This is a genomic window from Streptomyces sp. NPDC026301 (assembly GCF_055567935.1).
Map to the genome: position 1 here is coordinate 1 of NZ_JBVHPN010000030.1, position 16,655 is coordinate 16,655.

16 protein-coding genes are annotated in these 16,655 nt (G+C 71.5%); 8 read left to right on the forward strand and 8 right to left on the reverse strand.

Features of this window, described 5'->3' with window-relative positions:
• The first annotated feature begins 383 nt into the window (after window positions 1-383).
• From nhaA to ACZ4MH_RS32440, 4 genes are all read left to right on the forward strand, one after another.
• Window positions 384-1,781 carry a Na+/H+ antiporter NhaA gene (nhaA, locus tag ACZ4MH_RS32425; protein ID WP_467754827.1) on the forward strand — a complete coding sequence of 466 codons (1,398 nt, stop codon included), beginning with the start codon at window positions 384-386 and terminating at the stop codon, window positions 1,779-1,781.
• Window positions 1,782-1,824: 43 nt separating this feature from the next.
• Window positions 1,825-2,307: a phage holin family protein gene (locus ACZ4MH_RS32430; protein ID WP_351593207.1), complete on the forward strand. Its 483-nt coding sequence runs from the start codon at window positions 1,825-1,827 to the stop codon at window positions 2,305-2,307.
• Window positions 2,304-3,257: an alpha/beta fold hydrolase gene (locus ACZ4MH_RS32435; protein ID WP_351593210.1), complete on the forward strand. Its 954-nt coding sequence runs from the start codon at window positions 2,304-2,306 to the stop codon at window positions 3,255-3,257. Before ACZ4MH_RS32430 ends, ACZ4MH_RS32435 begins: the two co-directional genes overlap by 4 nt.
• Window positions 3,258-3,418: 161 nt before the next feature.
• On the forward strand, window positions 3,419-3,616 hold the full coding sequence (locus tag ACZ4MH_RS32440) for a hypothetical protein (protein ID WP_030260123.1): 198 nt from the start codon (window positions 3,419-3,421) through the stop codon (window positions 3,614-3,616).
• Window positions 3,617-3,742: 126 nt separating this feature from the next.
• On the opposite strand, the gene ACZ4MH_RS32445 is transcribed toward ACZ4MH_RS32440, so the two are convergent.
• From ACZ4MH_RS32445 to nth, 3 genes are all read right to left on the reverse strand, one after another.
• Window positions 3,743-4,942 carry a MarP family serine protease gene (locus ACZ4MH_RS32445; RefSeq protein ID WP_351593213.1) on the reverse strand — a complete coding sequence of 400 codons (1,200 nt, stop codon included), beginning with the start codon at window positions 4,940-4,942 and terminating at the stop codon, window positions 3,743-3,745.
• Window positions 4,943-4,955: 13 nt separating this feature from the next.
• On the reverse strand, window positions 4,956-5,705 hold the full coding sequence (locus ACZ4MH_RS32450) for an NUDIX hydrolase (RefSeq protein WP_467754830.1): 750 nt from the start codon (window positions 5,703-5,705) through the stop codon (window positions 4,956-4,958).
• A 105-nt stretch (window positions 5,706-5,810) separates the two neighbouring features.
• Entirely contained in the window at window positions 5,811-6,830 is a 1,020-nt protein-coding gene (gene nth / locus ACZ4MH_RS32455; RefSeq protein WP_351593219.1) for an endonuclease III, read from the reverse strand.
• 356 nt (window positions 6,831-7,186) lie between these two features.
• On the opposite strand from nth, the gene ACZ4MH_RS32460 reads away from it, so the two are divergent.
• On the forward strand, window positions 7,187-7,861 hold the full coding sequence (locus ACZ4MH_RS32460; RefSeq protein WP_030260115.1) for a Crp/Fnr family transcriptional regulator: 675 nt from the start codon (window positions 7,187-7,189) through the stop codon (window positions 7,859-7,861).
• 160 nt (window positions 7,862-8,021) lie between these two features.
• Here the strand turns inward: ACZ4MH_RS32460 and ACZ4MH_RS32465 are convergent, their stop codons facing one another.
• The 4 genes from ACZ4MH_RS32465 to ACZ4MH_RS32480 all read right to left on the reverse strand — a co-directional run bounded on the left by ACZ4MH_RS32465 (window position 8,022) and on the right by ACZ4MH_RS32480 (window position 10,652).
• Window positions 8,022-8,852 carry an MBL fold metallo-hydrolase gene (locus ACZ4MH_RS32465; protein WP_351593223.1) on the reverse strand — a complete coding sequence of 277 codons (831 nt, stop codon included), beginning with the start codon at window positions 8,850-8,852 and terminating at the stop codon, window positions 8,022-8,024.
• On the reverse strand, window positions 8,849-9,766 hold the full coding sequence (locus tag ACZ4MH_RS32470) for an NUDIX hydrolase (RefSeq protein WP_351593226.1): 918 nt from the start codon (window positions 9,764-9,766) through the stop codon (window positions 8,849-8,851). Before ACZ4MH_RS32470 ends, ACZ4MH_RS32465 begins: the two co-directional genes overlap by 4 nt.
• A gap of 263 nt (window positions 9,767-10,029) precedes the next feature.
• Entirely contained in the window at window positions 10,030-10,494 is a 465-nt protein-coding gene (locus ACZ4MH_RS32475; protein WP_031058695.1) for a RidA family protein, read from the reverse strand.
• The gene (locus tag ACZ4MH_RS32480) at window positions 10,491-10,652 is read right to left on the reverse strand and encodes a DUF4177 domain-containing protein (protein WP_019355547.1); all 162 of its coding nucleotides are present in this window, start codon (window positions 10,650-10,652) and stop codon (window positions 10,491-10,493) included. The genes ACZ4MH_RS32475 and ACZ4MH_RS32480 overlap by 4 nt, the downstream gene beginning before the upstream one ends.
• A gap of 162 nt (window positions 10,653-10,814) precedes the next feature.
• Here ACZ4MH_RS32480 and bagA point away from each other — a divergent pair, with 162 nt between their 5' ends.
• Both bagA and bagB read left to right on the forward strand, forming a co-directional pair.
• On the forward strand, window positions 10,815-11,792 hold the full coding sequence (bagA, locus tag ACZ4MH_RS32485) for an ATPase BagA (protein ID WP_351593228.1): 978 nt from the start codon (window positions 10,815-10,817) through the stop codon (window positions 11,790-11,792).
• Window positions 11,789-13,213: an ATPase BagB gene (gene bagB / locus ACZ4MH_RS32490; protein ID WP_351593230.1), complete on the forward strand. Its 1,425-nt coding sequence runs from the start codon at window positions 11,789-11,791 to the stop codon at window positions 13,211-13,213. The genes bagA and bagB overlap by 4 nt, the downstream gene beginning before the upstream one ends.
• A gap of 342 nt (window positions 13,214-13,555) precedes the next feature.
• Here the strand turns inward: bagB and ACZ4MH_RS32495 are convergent, their stop codons facing one another.
• Entirely contained in the window at window positions 13,556-13,897 is a 342-nt protein-coding gene (locus ACZ4MH_RS32495) for a WhiB family transcriptional regulator (RefSeq protein ID WP_030260093.1), read from the reverse strand.
• Between the two features lie 392 nt (window positions 13,898-14,289).
• Here ACZ4MH_RS32495 and ACZ4MH_RS32500 point away from each other — a divergent pair, with 392 nt between their 5' ends.
• Complete coding sequence (locus ACZ4MH_RS32500; protein ID WP_351593234.1) at window positions 14,290-16,503, forward strand: transglycosylase domain-containing protein; 2,214 nt, start codon at window positions 14,290-14,292, stop codon at window positions 16,501-16,503.
• Window positions 16,504-16,655: the final 152 nt, after the last annotated feature.

Genomic DNA, 16,655 nt, shown 5'->3' on the forward strand with positions numbered 1-16,655 from the left:
CTCCCCCCCCCCCCCCTCCCCCCACCCCCCCCCCCCCCCCCCCCCCCCCCCCCCCCCCCCCCCCCCCCCCCCCCCCCCCCCCCCCCCCCCCCCTCTGCCGTACGCGGGACCGGACGCGGGCCGGGCATGGCCGCGCGCCGGAGGGCCACTGCCAACGCGCCCCGGAAAGCCGTGCCGCCGTGCGCCACAGGGCCCGCCACCCGCCGCACGTCACGCGGCCCATCGCCCCATATGCCCGTAACGTGAAGATCGCTGGATCGTTCCTGCGCCGTCCGGGTAGAGTGAAGAACGCGTCAAGAAACGCGCGAACGAACTGGGTGCGCCGGGAAGTCTGGTCGGCAACTGCAACAGCCATGCACAGCTGCCGCCCCGGAGGTCACCGCGTGAGTTCGCCCACCCCCCGCCGTTCCGTCTTCCTCGGGCGGATGTCCCTGCCCGAGCGGAACTACCTCGCGGACCTCCTCCGTACGGAGACCGTGGGCGGTGTCCTGCTGCTGGCCGCCGCGGTGATCGCGCTCCTCTGGGCCAACACCCCGCTCGGCGACAGCTACGAGGCGGTACGCGGCTTCCACTTCGGCCCGGCCTCCCTCGGCCTGGACCTCTCGGCAGAACACTGGGCGGCCGACGGCCTGCTGGCGGTCTTCTTCTTCGTGGCCGGCATCGAGCTCAAGCGCGAGCTTGTCGCGGGCGAGCTGCGCGACCCCAAGGCCGCGGCGCTGCCCGTCATCGCCGCGCTGTGCGGCATGGTCATGCCCGCGGTCGTCTACACCGTCGTCAACGCCACGAGCGGCGGCTCACTGGACGGCTGGGCCGTCCCGACCGCGACGGACATCGCCTTCGCGCTGGCCGTCCTGGCCGTCATCGGCACGTCGCTGCCGTCCGCGCTGCGCGCCTTCCTGCTGACCCTGGCCGTCGTCGACGACCTCTTCGCCATCCTGATCATCGCGGTCTTCTTCACCTCCACGATCAACTTCTGGGCGCTCGGCGGCGCGGCGCTGGGCCTCGTGGTCTTCTACGTACTGCTGCGCAAGGGCGTCCGGGGCTGGTACGTCTACGTACCGCTCGCGCTGGTCATCTGGGGCCTGATGTACAACAGCGGCGTGCACGCGACCATCGCGGGCGTCGCGATGGGGCTCATGCTCCGCTGCCACCGGCGCGAGGGCGAGCCGCACTCCCCCGGCGAGCACATCGAGCACCTCGTGCGCCCCCTGTCGGCCGGTCTCGCCGTACCGCTGTTCGCCCTCTTCTCGGCCGGCGTCTCCGTCTCCGGCGGCGCGCTGCACGACGTCTTCACCAAGCCGGAGACGCTCGGCGTGGTGCTCGGCCTGGTCCTCGGCAAGGCGGTCGGGATCTTCGGCGGTACGTGGCTCACCACCCGCCTGACCAGGGCCTCGCTCAACCCGGAGCTCAAGTGGCCGGATGTCTTCGCGGTGTCGGCGCTGGCCGGCATCGGCTTCACGGTCTCGCTGCTCATCGGCGAGCTGGCGTTCTCCGCCGACCCGGTGCTCACCGACGAGATCAAGGCCGCCGTGCTGACCGGCTCGCTGATAGCGGCCGTACTGGCCACGGTGCTGCTGAAGATCCGCAACGCCAAGTACCGGCGGCTGTACGAGGAGGAGAACCGGGACGAGGACCTCGACGGCATCCCGGACATCTACGAAGAGGACAGCCCCGCGTACCACCTTCGGATGGCCGACCTCTACGAAGCGAAGGCGGCCGAACACCGACGACGGGCCGAGGTGGCCGCCGCCCCCGACTCCGGGCAGGATGGTCCGGCATGATCTGAGAGGTATTCATCCAGGAGACAGAGAACGGGAGCAGTCGATGAGCACAGCAGACGACGGCGCGGACCGCGGCGCGGACCGCAGCCTCGGACAGCTGGTGGCCCACGCCACCACCGAAGTTTCCGCACTGGTGCACGACGAGATCGCGCTGGCCAAGGCCGAGCTGCGGAACGACGTGAAGCGGGCCGGCGTCGGCGGGCTGGCCGGCGGGGCGGCGGCCATCGTGCTGCTCTTCTCCCTGCCAATGCTCAGCTTCGCGCTGGCCTACGGCATCCAGGCATGGAGCGGCTGGCACCTCTCGGTCTGCTTCCTGCTGTCCTTCGCGGCCAACGTCCTGGTCGCCGGGCTGCTCGGCCTGATCGCGCTGGTGTTCTTCAAGAAGGCCAAGGCGGGCAAGGGCCCGCAGAAGACCGTCGCCTCGGCCAAGCAGACGGCGGCCGTCCTGGGGAACGTCAAGCCGCACCCGCGCCAGGCCGTGGAGGAGCACCCGGCGGTCGAGAGTGTGACACGCTCGGCCGTATGACGGCTTCCGCATCCTCGCCGGCACTCTCGCCCGCCTCGGTCGTACGGCTCGACATCCCCGGCGGGCACGAAGTGACGCACCGGGACGTCGCGGCCAACGGCGCGCGCTTCCACATCGCCGAGATGGGCGACGGGCCGCTGGTACTGCTGCTGCACGGCTTCCCGCAGTTCTGGTGGACCTGGCGGTACCAGCTGCCCGCGCTCGCCGAGGCGGGCTTCCGGGCGGTGGCGATGGACCTGCGGGGCGTGGGCGGCAGCGACCGCACGCCCCGCGGCTACGACCCGGCCAACCTCGCGCTGGACATCACCGGAGTGGTGCGCTCCCTCGGCGAGCCGGACGCCGCGCTCGTCGGACACGACCTGGGCGGCTACCTGGCCTGGACGGCCGCGGTCATGCGGCCCAAGCTCGTGCGGCGGCTCGCGGTTGCCTCGATGCCGCACCCCCGCCGCTGGCGCTCGGCCATGCTCTCCGACGCCAAGCAGAGCCGCCGGTCCTCGCACATCTGGAGCTTCCAGCGGCCCTGGCTGCCCGAACGGGCGCTGGTGGCGGACGACGCGGCGCTGGTGGGACGGCTGATCCGGGACTGGTCCGGGCCCCGGCTGCCCGAGGACGACGCGGTCGAGGCGTACCGGAAGGCCATGACGATCCCCTCCACGGCGCACTGCTCGATCGAGCCGTACCGCTGGATGGTGCGGTCGATGGCGCGGCCGGACGGGATCCAGTTCAACCGCCGGATGAAGTGGCCGGTGCGGGTGCCGACGCTGCACCTGCACGGTTCGCTCGACCCGGTGATGCGTACCCGCAGCGCGGCCGGCTCCGGGGAGTACGTCGAAGCGCCGTACCGCTGGCGCCTCTTCGACGGCCTGGGGCACTTCCCGCACGAGGAGGATCCGGTCGCCTTCACCACCGAGCTCATCAACTGGCTCAAGGATTCCGAGCCGGACCGGTGACCTCGCGGCTCGCCCGTTCATCGGTGCGCCGGAAGCCGCCGCAACGCTCCGCCGAACGGTGGGGAACGTGCGTTTGTCGAACAGCCACTTGCCTCGCGCATAGGCCAATTGACCGACACCGGTGCGGTTACGGACCGCGGGGCACGGGCAGAGTCGAGGGTATGGGCTGGACGCACGACTACCGTGACGTGGCACGCAACCGCCGCAGCAACGCCGCTGCGCTGGGCACCAAGGAGAGGAGCGCCCCGGACCTCCGGGCGGGTGGACCTCATGCGCTCGCCGACCCACTCGGCATTCCGCGGATCCTGCGCCGCCGTGCGCGCTGGATGACCGCGCGGCTCCGGCACCCGCGGAGCTGACCGCCACTTCCCGGGCCGCGCCGCCGGGAGCCCGCAGAACGGGCTCACAGGACGGCGGACGCACCGCGCAGGGCCTGGGCCCCCGGAAACCCCGGGGAGCCTTCGCAGCCGCCCCGGGGCTCTTTCTCACATCGCGCAGCCCTGGCTGTCGACCGTCCGCCGGGCCGTACGGCCCCGCTCGATGTCGGTGCGGACCTCGTCGGCCGTCAGGGCGTAGCCGGTGCTGTCGTCGTCGAGGGACTTGGCGAAGACCACGCCGTAGACCTCGCCGGCCGGGGTGAGCAGCGGGCCGCCGGAGTTGCCCTGCCGGACCGTGGCGTAGAGGGAGTACACATCGCGCGCGACCGTGCCGTGGTGGTAGATGTCCGGGCCGTTGGCCTGGATGCGGCCGCGGACGCGGGCCGAGCGGACGTCGTAGCCGCCGTTCTCCGGGAAGCCGGCGACGATGGCGCCGTTGCCGCTGCGCGCGTCCTGGTCGGTGAAGCGGAGCGGACGCGCCTGCAGGTCGGGGACGTCCAGTACGGCGATGTCCCGCCGCCAGTCGTAGAGCACGACCTTCGCGCTGTGGATCCGGCCCCGGCCACCGATCTGTACGGTCGGGTCGGTCACGCCGCCGACGACGTGCGCGTTGGTCATCACGCGGTGCGGCGCGAAGACGAAGCCGCTGCCCTCCAGGACCTTGGCGCAGCTGGTGGCCGTGCCGACGACCTTCACGATGGACTGCTTCGCACGGGCCGCGACCGGGCTGCCGGCCAGCGCCGGGTCGGGCGGCCGCACCTCCTGGATCGGCTCGTTCGAGAACGGCGTGAAGACCTGCGGGAAGCCGTTCTGCGCGAGGACCGAGGAGAAGTCGGCGAACCAGGTGTCGGCCTGCGCCGGGATCACCCGGGACACGCCGAGCAGCACCTTGGAGTTACGGACCTCCTTGCCCAGCGTCGGCAGGGACGTGCCCGCCAGGGCCGAGCCGATGAGCCAGGCCACCAGCAGCATCGCCACGACGTTCACCAGCGCGCCGCCCGTCGCGTCCAGGGCGCGCGCCGGTGACCAGGTGATGTACCGCCGGAGCTTGTTGCCCAAGTGGGTGGTGAGCGCCTGGCCCACGGAGGCGCACACGATCACGATGGCGACCGCCGCGATGGCGGCGAAGGAGCCCGGTGTGGCGTCCTCGGTCACTTCGTTCCAGATCACGGGCAACAGGTAGACCGCGATCAGACCGCCGCCGAGGAAGCCGATCACGGACAGGATGCCGACGACGAAACCTTGGCGATAACCGACGACCGCGAACCACACGGCGGCGACCAACAGCAGGATGTCCAGGACGTTCACGCCCGACACCGTCTCACGAGCGCCAGTCGAGCGGGACCTGCTTGTCCCGGTCCCAGGGCACTTCCCACCCCGCGTAATGCAGGATGCGGTCGATGAGACCGGCGGTGAAACCCCAGACCAGAGCGCCTTCGACGGTGAAGGCCGGGCCGACGTGGCCACTCGGATGGCGGGTCGTCACGCGGTGCGCGGGGTCCGTGAGATCGGCCACGGGGACCGTGAACACCCGGGCCGTCTCGGCCTGGTCGACCGCGCCGACCGGGCTGGGCACGCGCCACCAGCCGAGCACCGGCGTCACCACGAAGCCGCTGACCGGGATGTAGAGCCGGGGCAGCACCCCGAAGAGCTGCACACCGGACGGGTCCAGGCCGGTCTCCTCCCACGCCTCGCGCAGCGCGGCCCGCAGCGGACCGTCACCCTCCGGATCGCCGTCCTCCGGGTCCAGCGAGCCGCCCGGGAAGGACGGCTGGCCCGCGTGCGAGCGCAGCGTCCCGGAACGCTCCATGAGGAGCAGCTCCGGGCCGCCGGCGCCCTCGCCGAAGAGGATCAGCACCGCGGACTGCCGGCCGCCGGTCGCGGGCGGCAGGAAGCGGCTCAGCTGCTGCGGCCGGACCGTCGCCGCCGCGTCGGCCACCGGGCGCAGCCACTCCGGCAGGCCCTCGGTGGTGACACGGATGTCCAGGGCGGCCGCCCCCGTGCCGGCCGCCTGCGCTCCGTACGCCCCCTGACCGTCCGTCTGCCGTCCGTACGCGTCCTGTCCGCACATCCCCTGCGCCGTCTCCTGTGCTCTCGTCATACGCGCCCCCTCAGGCCCTCGTTGCGATGGTCACCCACGGACCCGCCCCGGAGCCGTCCTGGCGTCATCCGTGCGTCATGCGGCCCCCAGCGGGGGCGCGGGCTCGCCGGGAAAGCCGGCCGGGGGCCGCAGCCGCTGCCCCGGCTTGCCGCCCATCTCGTACTTGAGCAGCTTCTTCGCCTTCTCCGGGTCCATCTCGCCCTCGCCGTACGACGGGCACAGCGGCGCGATGGGGCAGGCGCCGCAGGCGGGCTTGCGGGAGTGGCAGACGCGGCGGCCGTGGAAGATCAGGCGGTGCGAGAGCATCGTCCACTCGCTCTTGGGGAAGATCTCGGCGATCTCCGCCTCGACCTTCTCCGGGTCCTCCTGGGTGGTCCAGCCGAAGCGGCGGACCAGCCGCCCGAAGTGCGTGTCGACCGTGAGCCCGGGGACGCCGAAGGCGTTGCCGAGCACGACGTTGGCGGTCTTGCGGCCGACGCCGGGCAGGGTCACCAGGTCCTCCAGCCGGCCCGGCACCTCGCCGCCGAACCGGTCGCGCAGCGCGACCGACAGGCCGAGCAGGGACCGCGCCTTCGCCCGGAAGAAGCCGGTCGGACGGATCAGCTCCTCCAGCGCCTCGGGGTCGGCGGCGGCCATGTCCTCGGGCGTCGGATACGCGGCGAAGAGGGCCGGGGTGGTCTGGTTGACCCGCAGGTCGGTGGTCTGGGCCGACAGGACCGTGGCGACCAGCAGCTCGAAGGAGTTACGGAAGTCCAGCTCGGGGTGGGCGTACGGATACACCTCGGCGAGCTCGCGGTTCATCCGGCGGGCGCGGCGGACCATGGCGACCCGCGACTCGGGCTTCCGGGCGGCGGGGGCGGCCTTCTTGGCGGGGGCCTTCTTCGCCGGCGTCTTCTTGGCGGCCGTCTTCTTGGCGGCCGTGGCGGTCTTCTTCGCTGCGGTCTTCGAGGACGCAGCCGTCTTCCTCGCGGCCGTGGCGGTCTTCTTCGCGGCTGCGGTCCGCTCGCTCGTGGTGGCCGGATTCCTGCGGGTCGGTCCGTCACCCGTGGCCGGGTCCGCCGAGGTCGGCGCGGCGGTCTCCGCCGGCTCCGTCACCCGGGCCTTTTTCCCCGTCGGCGCCCTTTTGGCGGTAGCGGCCCCGGACGGCTCGGAGTCCCGTTTCGGAGGCTTCGCGGCATTCGCGCTCGCCTGTTCGCCCACAGCAGAATCATGGTCTGCGCTCACTCGTCCGGCCCCCTAGTCCTGTGCTCTCACCGGCGTATTGGACACTCGGCCAGACTAAGGCCACCCACTGACATCCGGCCCGATCACCAAGAATCGCGCCCCCAATCGGCCCCCTGCCTTATGGCGGCGGACACCTGTCCGGCATCCTTGTGATTGATCGCACTGTTTTGCATTCCGGCATGATGGGGACCTACGTCACCCGGAGCATGTCGACAAGGAGAGAACTCGTGGACGACGTTCTGCGGCGCGCACCGCTCTTCGCGGCGCTCGATGACGAGCAGGCTGCCGAGCTGCGTGCCTCGATGACCGAGGTCACGCTTGCCCGTGGTGACGCCCTGTTCCACGAAGGGGACCCGGGCGACCGCCTGTACGTGGTCACCGACGGCAAGGTGAAGCTGCACCGCACTTCCCCCGACGGCCGCGAGAACATGCTCGCCGTCCTCGGCCCCGGTGAGCTCATCGGTGAGCTGTCCCTCTTCGACCCGGGCCCGCGCACGGCCACGGGCACGGCGCTCACCGAGGTGAAGCTGCTCGGCCTGGGCCACGGCGACCTCCAGCCCTGGCTGAACGCGCGCCCCGAGGTGGCCACGGCCCTGCTGCGCGCCGTCGCCCGACGGCTGCGCAAGACCAACGACCAGATGTCCGACCTGGTCTTCTCCGACGTTCCGGGCCGTGTGGCGCGGGCCCTCCTGGACCTGTCGCGCCGCTTCGGCGTGCAGTCCGAGGAAGGCATCCACGTCGTGCACGACCTGACCCAGGAGGAGCTGGCCCAGCTGGTCGGCGCCTCCCGCGAGACGGTCAACAAGGCGCTCGCGGACTTCGCCGGCCGCGGCTGGCTGCGCCTGGAGGCCCGCGCGGTGATCCTCCTGGACGTCGAACGCCTCGCCAAGCGGTCGCGCTGACCGCTGCGCGTCAGCGCACGTACGCGAAGGGCCCCGCCTCCGTGCGGGGCCCTTTCGCATGGGGGCATCGCCCCGGAGTGCATATCGCCCGTCCTCGGACGCGCGCGTCGCTGCCCCCGGACACCGCGTCCCCGCCCTGAGGACGCGCGCGCCGCCGCCCTCAGACCAGCCCGTGCTCCCCCAGGTAGTCCAGCTGCGCCCGTACGGACAGCTCGGCCGCGGGCCACAGGGAGCGGTCGACGTCCGCGTACACGTGGGCGACGACGTCCGCGGCCGTACGGTGGCCCGCCTCGACCGCCGTCTCCACCTGGGCGAGCCGCTTGGCCCGGTGCGCGAGGTAGAACTCCACGGCCCCCTGCGCGTCGTTCAGCACCGGCCCGTGGCCCGGCAGGACCGTGGTCACGCCGTCGTCGACCGTGAGGGAGCGCAGCAGCCGCAGCGAGTCCAGATAGTCGCCGAGGCGGCCGTCCGGGTGCGCCACCACCGTCGTACCGCGCCCCAGGATCGTGTCCCCGGTCAGCACGGCGGCGTCGGCCGGCAGGTGGAACGAGAGGGAGTCGGCGGTGTGCCCGGGCGTGGGGACGACGCGCAGCTCCAGGCCGCCGGTCGTGATCACGTCCCCGGCGCCCAGGCCCTCGTCCCCGAGGCGCAGCGCGGGGTCCAGGGCCCGTACCGGCGTACGGGTCAGCTCGGCGAAGCGGGCGGCGCCCTCGGCGTGGTCGGGGTGCCCGTGGGTGAGCAGGGTGAGCGCGACGCGCTTGCCGGCCCGTTCGGCGGTCTCGACGACCGCCTTCAGGTGGCGTTCGTCCAGCGGTCCCGGGTCGATGACCACCGCGCGGTCGGAGTCCGGCTCGGCGACGATCCAGGTGTTGGTGCCGTCCAGGGTCATCGCGGACGGGTTCGGCGCCAGTACGCAGTACGCGCGGGCGGTCGCGGCGCCCGAGAGCACGCCGCCGCGAGGCTGTCCGGGAAGTGCGGCTGCGTCGGTCATGCGGCGGGCCCTTCGGGGGAGCCGGGTGCGGCGCCACCGTTGCCGGCCGCCGCCCCCGGGGGGATGTGTTTGGTGAACTCTTCGTGGCCCGGCCAGCTCAGCACGATCCGCCCCTCCACGAACTCCGCGCGCGCCAGTACGGGCGCGAGGTCCTGCCGGCCCGAGGCGGCGAGCGCGTCGGCGGCGCTGCCGTACGGCTCCAGGGTGCGCAGCGTGGCGATCGTCGGCGGCATCATCAGCAGCTCGCCGCGGTCGTAGCCGGCCGCCGCCTCGGCGGGCCGGGTCCACACCGTACGGTCGGCCTCCGTGGACGCGTTACGGGTGCGCTGGCCTTCGGGGAGCGCGGCGACGAAGAACCAGGTGTCGTAGCGCCGCGGTTCGAACTCGGGGGTGATCCAGCGCGCCCAGGCCCCCAGCAGGTCGCTGCGCAGCACCAGGCCGCGGCGGTCCAGGAAGTCGGCGAAGGACAGCTCACGGTCGACGAGCGCGGCCCGGTCGGCCTCCCAGTCGTCCCCCGTGGTGTCGGCGACGACGGTGCCGGCGGACGGCCCGGCGAGCAGCACCCCGGCCTCTTCGAAGGTCTCGCGGACGGCCGCGCAGACCACCGCCTGCGCGACGGACTCCTCGACGCCCAGCCGGGCCGCCCACTCGGCGCGCGAGGGCCCGGCCCAGGCGACGGGCCGCTCGTCACGGGGGTCGACGGCGCCGCCCGGATACGCGTACGCGCCGCCCGCGAAGGCCATGGAGGCGCGCCGGCGCAGCATGTGTACGGCCGGTCCGTGGCCGGAATCGCGCAGCAGCATGACGGTGGCCGCACGGCGGGGCGCGACCGGCGTCAGCTCACCACTGGCGAGCGCTCTGATCCGGTCCGGCCATTCGGGCGGATACCACTGGCCATTGGTCGTCGTCGACATGGCCGGATGCTATGCGTTCACGCGCGGATGTTCGAGGGGGCCCGGTGCAGGCGGGGGCTTCGCGCGGAGGTTTGGGGAGCGGGCGGCGCGCATACATGGGCGCGGGCGTGGGGCCCCACTCAACCCATACCCGGAGGGGTAGGGGGGTGAACCGGGTGGGGCACGGTCGCACTGCCCTGACGACGCCGCCCCGCCTCGCGCTCTACGTACAGGCGCGACGGCGGGGCGGCGGGGCGGACGAATCGTCTCGGTCGGGGAACCGCTCAGTCCGCGATCTCGACCTGGATCTCGACCTCGACCGGCGCGTCGACCGGCAGTACGGCCACGCCCACCGCGGAGCGGGCGTGCACGCCCTTGTCGCCGAGGATCTCGCCGAGCAGCTCGCTCGCGCCGTTGATGACGCCGGGCTGGCCCGTGAAGTCCGGCGCGGACGCCACGAAGCCGACGACCTTCACGACCCGGACGATCTTGTCCAGGTCGCCGGTCACGGACTTCACGGCGGCCAGCGCGTTCAGCGCGCAGACGCCGGCCAGCTCCTTGGCCTGCTCGGCGCCGACCTCGGCGCCGACCTTGCCGGTGGCCGGCAGCGCGCCGTCCACCATCGGCAGCTGTCCGGAGGTGAAGACGTAGTTACCGGAGCGCACGGCCGGCTGGTAGGCGGCCAGCGGCGGCACGACGTCGGGGAGCTTCAGGCCGAGCGACTCGATCTTGTCCTCGACCCGGCTCATGCCTGCTTCTCCCGCTTCAGGTAGGCAACCAGCTGCTCGGGGTTGTTCGGGCCGGGCACGACCTGGACCAGCTCCCAGCCGTCCTCGCCCCAGGTGTCCAGAATCTGCTTCGTCGCGTGCACCAGCAGCGGCACGGTCGAGTATTCCCACTTCGTCATGGGGCGAGCGTAATGCCTGTACACGGCGCCCGAGGACGCGCGTCCGCAGCGCCCCTGTACGCGTCTGCCGCCGCCCCCGAAGGCGCGCGCCGGACCGTGGCATACGCGACAGGCCCGGCGTCTCGTGCGTAGCAGCCGGGCGGACTGGTTAGGCTCCATGGCGTGAGCAGGCTCCATGTCGTCAGCGGCAAGGGCGGTACCGGCAAGACCACGGTCGCCGCTGCCCTCGCGCTCGCCCTGGCCACCGAGGGGCGACGCACCCTCCTGGTCGAGGTCGAGGGCCGGCAGGGCATTGCCCAAGTGTTCGAGACCGAGGCGCTGCCTTACGAGGAGCGCAAGATCGCCGTATCCCCTGGGGGCGGCGAGGTGCACGCGCTGGCCATCGATGCCGAGCGCGCGCTCCTCGACTACCTCCAGATGTTCTACAAGCTCGGCGGAGCCGGACGCGCCCTGAAGAAGCTCGGCGCGATCGACTTCGCCACGACCATCGCACCCGGGCTGCGGGACGTCCTGCTGACCGGCAAGGCGTGCGAGGCCGTCCGCCGCAAGGAGAAGAACGGGCGCTTCGTGTACGACGCGGTCGTCATGGACGCGCCGCCCACGGGCCGCATCACGCGCTTCCTGAACGTCAACGACGAGGTGGCCGGGCTCGCGAAGATCGGCCCGATCCACAATCAGGCGCAGGCCGTCATGCGCGTACTGAAGTCACCCGAGACGGCCGTCCATCTGGTGACGCTGCTGGAGGAGATGCCGGTCCAGGAGACCGTGGACGGCGTCGCCGAACTGCGCGCCGCCGGGCTGCCGGTGGGTGGCGTGGTCATCAACATGGTCCGGCCCACGGTGCTGGCCCCCGACGAGGTGGACCTGGCCGCGAACGGGGCCCGTACGGGCATCGCGGCGGCGCTCTCCGGCGCCGGACTGGGCGGCGCACGCCGTGGCGGCCGCGCGGAGCGGCTCATCGATCCGCTGCTGGAGCAGGCCCGCGAGCACGCCGAGCGGGTCGCGCTGGAGAGTGCGGAACACACCGAGATCACCGGGCTCGGGCTGCCGACGTACGAACTGGAGCTGCTGGCCGAGGGCGTGGACCTGGCCGGGCTCTACCGGCTGGCCCGGGAACTGCGGAAACAGGGACCGATATGACATCGGAGTACACGACCTTGGACGCTTCGGCTCCGCATCTGGACGTGGACGCGCTGCTCGACGACCCGCAGACCCGCATCGTCGTCTGCTGCGGCTCGGGCGGCGTCGGGAAGACCACCACGGCGGCCGCACTGGGCGTCCGCGCGGCGGAACGCGGCCGACGGGCCGTCGTCCTCACCATCGACCCGGCCCGCCGGCTCGCGCAGTCGATGGGCATCTCCGAGCTGGACAACGTCCCGCGTCAGGTCAAGGGCGTGAGCGGCCCCGGAGGCCGGGGCGAGCTGTACGCGATGATGCTGGACATGAAACGTACGTTCGACGAGATCGTCGAGGCGCACGCGGACAAGGAGCGGGCCAGGGCGATCCTGGACAACCCCTTCTATCAGTCCCTGTCGGCCGGGTTCGCCGGCACGCAGGAGTACATGGCCATGGAGAAGCTGGGCCAGCTGCGCTCCCGCGACGAGTGGGACCTGATCATCGTCGACACCCCGCCGAGCCGGTCGGCGCTGGACTTCCTGGACGCGCCCAAGCGGCTGGGGTCCTTCCTGGACGGCAAGTTCATCCGGGTCCTGATGGCGCCCGCGAAGGTCGGCGGCCGGGCCGGGATGAAGTTCCTGAATGTCGGCATGTCGATGATGACCGGGACGCTCAGCAAGCTCATGGGCGGCCAACTGCTCAAGGACGTCCAGACGTTCGTGGCCGCCATGGACACCATGTTCGGCGGCTTCCGTACCCGCGCGGACGCCACGTACCGGCTGCTGCAGGCCCCCGGGACCGCCTTCCTGGTCGTGGCCGCACCGGAGCGGGACGCGCTGCGCGAAGCGGCGTACTTCGTGGAGCGGCTGGCCGCCGAGCAGATGCCGCTGGCCGGCCTCGTACTGAACCGCGTACACGGCAGCGGCGCCGACCAGTTGAGCGCTGAACGGGCACTGGCGGCGGTCGAAGCGCTGACCGACATGACCGGAGCGGGGAACTCCGCACCGGCGGACGGAGACGGCGCCGAAAATCTTGGCGACGGCGGAATTGTGGATCTCGAGGGCGGGAAGGCTGGATCACGTACCGCCGACGCTCCCTCCCCCGCTGCGCCGGCGCTGCACGAGCAAGACCCTTCCGCAACTCCCGAATCGAAGCAGTCTCCCGAGGCCCGGTCGGCCCGACTCGCCGCCGGCCTGCTGACCCTGCATGCCGAACGCATGCAGGTGCTCGCGCGCGAGCGGCGCACCCGCGACCGCTTCACCGCGCTGCACCCTGAAGTACCGGTGGCCGAGATCGCCGCTCTGCCCGGTGACGTCCATGACGTCGCGGGACTGCGCGAGATCGGCGACCGCCTCGCGTCCGGCCCCGCCGACACCGACGGGACGAGCGACGCGGACAAGACGAGCGACACAGGCAACGCGAGCGACGTGAGCGACGCCGGCTGACATAGGCCGAGGCGGCCCGCAGACACGCCCTGCAGACACACAGGCGCAGCAAAACCGCGCACCCACCGGGCCGACGCATCACGCACCGGCCTTCGTGCTCCGGTGCCCACCGGCGGCCGATTCCGCCGCCGCGTCGGCACCCGCACCACGCTGGTGAACACGGCAAGTAAAGGCGGTAACCGCGCGCGTCAGCTCAACAAGCCGTCGCGCATCTCGCGCGTCGACTCAAAAGGCCGACTCAAGCGCCGACGGCCATGCCGCAGTCGGCGCTCACCTGACCCGGCCGGATCTGCGCCGGGTATTCATGTCCCGACCGACGGGCCGGGCACACCACGGGCCGGCTCAGCCGACCGCGGCGAAGTTGTTGTCGTACTCCTCGTCTTCGCAGTCCACGAGAATTCCCGCGCTGCGCTCGTATTCCGTACGTGCCGTCTCCAGCAGCCGGCGCCACGAGGTGACGGTCGGGCGGCGGCGCAACAAGGCCCTCCGCTCGCGCTCCGTCATCCCGCCCCACACGCCGAATTCGACGCGGTTGTCCAGCGCGTCGGCGAGACATTCGGTCCGCACGGGGCATCCGGTGCAGACCGCCTTGGCGCGGTTCTGCGCTGCCCCTTGAACGAACAGCTCATCCGGATCGGTCGTGCGGCAGGCTGCCTGTGCACTCCAGTCGGTTACCCAGCTCATGCTGGCGCCGTCCTCTCCCGAATCGAGGCTCCCCCACGGCGGCAACCGGCATATTCACCGTTGCCAGTTGAGGACGTTACGGAAGGCAGGCAGGGCGCAACACCCCCTTCGGGCCCAATCTTGAATGGTCCGAACGGACTATGCGTATGCGGCAGATCACCCAACGGAGTGAGCGCAGGGCATACGTCGCTTTTCTGGCAGGCCAGGACAGTTCAGGGTGTTTCCCACAGGTCACGGACGAGCGCGGGCGACACATGCGGGCAATCCGGTCACCGGCCCCGCGGCAGAAAAAGGTGATGTGCTGGTGCGGAACCACGTTCGAGTGACAGGCGTGAACAGAGTAAGCGAACAGATGCGCCCCTGTCCGGTGATTGAGAACGTAGGGTGCCCTCATGGGTAAGAAGCGCGACGGTGGCGGCCTCACCGCGACCCAGCAGGCCGCGAAGTTCCTCGGCGTGAGTGTCCTGGCCGGAGCCGTGCTGGCGGGCCTGGCTCTCCCCGCCGCCGGCGCGCTGGGCCTCGCCGCCAAGGGGACGGTCGAGGGGTTCGACGACATCCCGTCCAATATGAAGACGCCACCGCTGAGCCAGCAGACGAAGATCCTGGACGCGAACGGCGGCGAGATCGCCAAGGTCTATTTCCGCAATCGCACGGTGGTGGACCTGAAGGACATCTCCCCGTACATGCGGAAGGCGATCGTCGCCATCGAGGACTCGCGCTTCTACCAGCACGGCGCGGTCGACATGAAGGGCATCCTGCGCGCGGTCAACAAGAACGCGCAGTCCGGCGGGGTCTCCCAGGGCGCCTCGACGCTGACCCAGCAGTACGTGAAGAACGTCTTCGTCGAGGAGGCGGGCAACGACCCGGACAAGGTCGCGGAGGCCACCCAGCAGACCATCGGCCGCAAGGTCAGGGAGCTGAAGTACGCGATCCAGGTCGAGAAGGAGCTGGGCAAGAAGAAGATCCTGCAGAACTACCTGAACATCACCTTCTTCGGGCAGCAGGCGTACGGCGTCGAGGCCGCCGCCCAGCGGTACTTCAGCAAGCCCGCCAAGGACCTGAACCTCCAGGAGTCGGCGCTGCTGGCCGGAATCGTCCAGTCGCCGAGCCGGTACGACCCGGTCAACGACCCGGAGGAGGCCACCAAGCGGCGCAACACCGTCCTGCAGCGGATGGCCGACGTCCACGACGTCACTCAGGCGCAGGCCGACGCCGCCGCGAAGAAGCCGATCGAGCTGCACGTCAGCACCCCGCGCAACGGCTGCATCACCGCCGTCGACGGCGCCGGCTTCTTCTGCGACTACGTCCGCGAGGCGTTCCTCAACGACCCGGTCTTCGGCAAGACCCCCAAGGCGCGGCTGGCCCGCTGGCAGCGCGGCGGCATGACGATCCGTACGACGCTGGACCCGCAGGCCCAGAAGTCCGTACAGAAGTCGGTCAGCGATCACGTGTACGACTCCGACCCGGTCGCCACCGCGGCGGCGCTGGTCGAGCCGGGCAGCGGCAAGATCCGCGGCATGGGCCAGTCCCGGCCGTACGGCTTCAAGACGCACCAGACGCAGATGAACCTGTCCGTGGACGGCGACATGGGCGGCGGCGCGGGCTACCAGCCGGGCTCGACCTTCAAGCCCGTGATCGCGGCGGCCGCGCTGGAGCAGGGCGTCAGCCCGAACAAGGTGTACCCCTCCCCGTACAAGATGCAGTACCCGAGTCCGGTGTCCACCTGTAAGGGACAGTGGTCGGGCAGCGCGCCGGTGGAGAACGAGAACCGCAGCGAGAAGGGCCCGTACGGCATGAAGGAGGCGACCGCGAAGTCGGTCAACACCTACTTCGTGTCGCTGATCAGCGACGTCGGCATCTGCCCGGTCACGAAGATGGCCGACAAGATGGGCATCAAGCGGGCCGACGGCAAGGACATCGACCAGGTGCCCTCGATCACCCTGGGCACCCAGGAGATGTCGCCGCTGACCATGGCGGCGGGGTACGCCGCGTTCGCCAACCGCGGCGAGTACTGCACGCCGGTCGCCATCGAGTCGATCACCGGCCCGAACGGCAAGGCGATGAAGGTCCCGCGGACCAGCTGCCACCGGGCCATGTCGGAGAAGACGGCCGACACCATAAACACCCTCCTGCAGGGCGTCGTCGAGGACGGCACCGGCAAGGAGGCCGGCCTCAGCAGCCGGCCCAGCGCGGGCAAGACCGGTACGACGGACGGCCGTTACGCCGCCTGGTTCGTGGGCTACACCCCGAACATGGCGGGCGCGGTGTGGGTCGGCGACCCCGAGCACAAGCGGCGGATGGTCGACATCAACATCGGCGGCCGCCCGTACGACAAGGTCTTCGGCGGCCAGGTACCGGGGCCGATCTGGCGCGACGCGATGGCCGGGGCGCTCGCCGGGAAGCCGGCGCCGGGCTTCCACACGGTGCCGATCCGCGACCCCAAGGGCAAGAAGAAGAACCGGGCCAAGCCGCCGGCCGGCTCGCACGACAACAAGCCCGGCGGTGGCCACATCGACCTCCCCGACCTGCCGGACGTCATAGAGGGCGGGGGCAACGGCGGCTGGAACTGGCCGGGCGGCGGGAACGGACACGGCCACAAACGGTGAGCCGGGCGGCGGGTAACTGACGCGCGTGACGCATGGATGTGGAAAGGGGCGCCCCTCCTCGGAGGGGCGCCCCTTTCCACATCAGTGCGCGGTCAGCCCGCCGGACGCGATCGGCCCGCCGGGCACGATCGGCCCGTCGAGCGCGGCCGGCC

Excerpts from the sequence above, each read along its gene's own strand:
- ACZ4MH_RS32430 (WP_351593207.1), top strand. The coding sequence starts at position 1,825 with ATGAGCACAGCAGACGACGGCGCGGACCGCGGCGCGGACCGCAGCCTC.
- ACZ4MH_RS32435 (WP_351593210.1), top strand. The coding sequence starts at position 2,304 with ATGACGGCTTCCGCATCCTCGCCGGCACTCTCGCCCGCCTCGGTCGTA.
- ACZ4MH_RS32440 (WP_030260123.1), top strand. The coding sequence starts at position 3,419 with ATGGGCTGGACGCACGACTACCGTGACGTGGCACGCAACCGCCGCAGC.
- ACZ4MH_RS32450 (WP_467754830.1), bottom strand. The coding sequence starts at position 5,705 with ATGTGCGGACAGGACGCGTACGGACGGCAGACGGACGGTCAGGGGGCG.
- ACZ4MH_RS32465 (WP_351593223.1), bottom strand. The coding sequence starts at position 8,852 with ATGACCGACGCAGCCGCACTTCCCGGACAGCCTCGCGGCGGCGTGCTC.
- ACZ4MH_RS32470 (WP_351593226.1), bottom strand. The coding sequence starts at position 9,766 with ATGTCGACGACGACCAATGGCCAGTGGTATCCGCCCGAATGGCCGGAC.
- ACZ4MH_RS32475 (WP_031058695.1), bottom strand. The coding sequence starts at position 10,494 with ATGAGCCGGGTCGAGGACAAGATCGAGTCGCTCGGCCTGAAGCTCCCC.
- ACZ4MH_RS32480 (WP_019355547.1), bottom strand. The coding sequence starts at position 10,652 with ATGACGAAGTGGGAATACTCGACCGTGCCGCTGCTGGTGCACGCGACG.
- bagB (WP_351593230.1), top strand. The coding sequence starts at position 11,789 with ATGACATCGGAGTACACGACCTTGGACGCTTCGGCTCCGCATCTGGAC.
- ACZ4MH_RS32495 (WP_030260093.1), bottom strand. The coding sequence starts at position 13,897 with ATGAGCTGGGTAACCGACTGGAGTGCACAGGCAGCCTGCCGCACGACC.
- ACZ4MH_RS32500 (WP_351593234.1), top strand. The coding sequence starts at position 14,290 with ATGGGTAAGAAGCGCGACGGTGGCGGCCTCACCGCGACCCAGCAGGCC.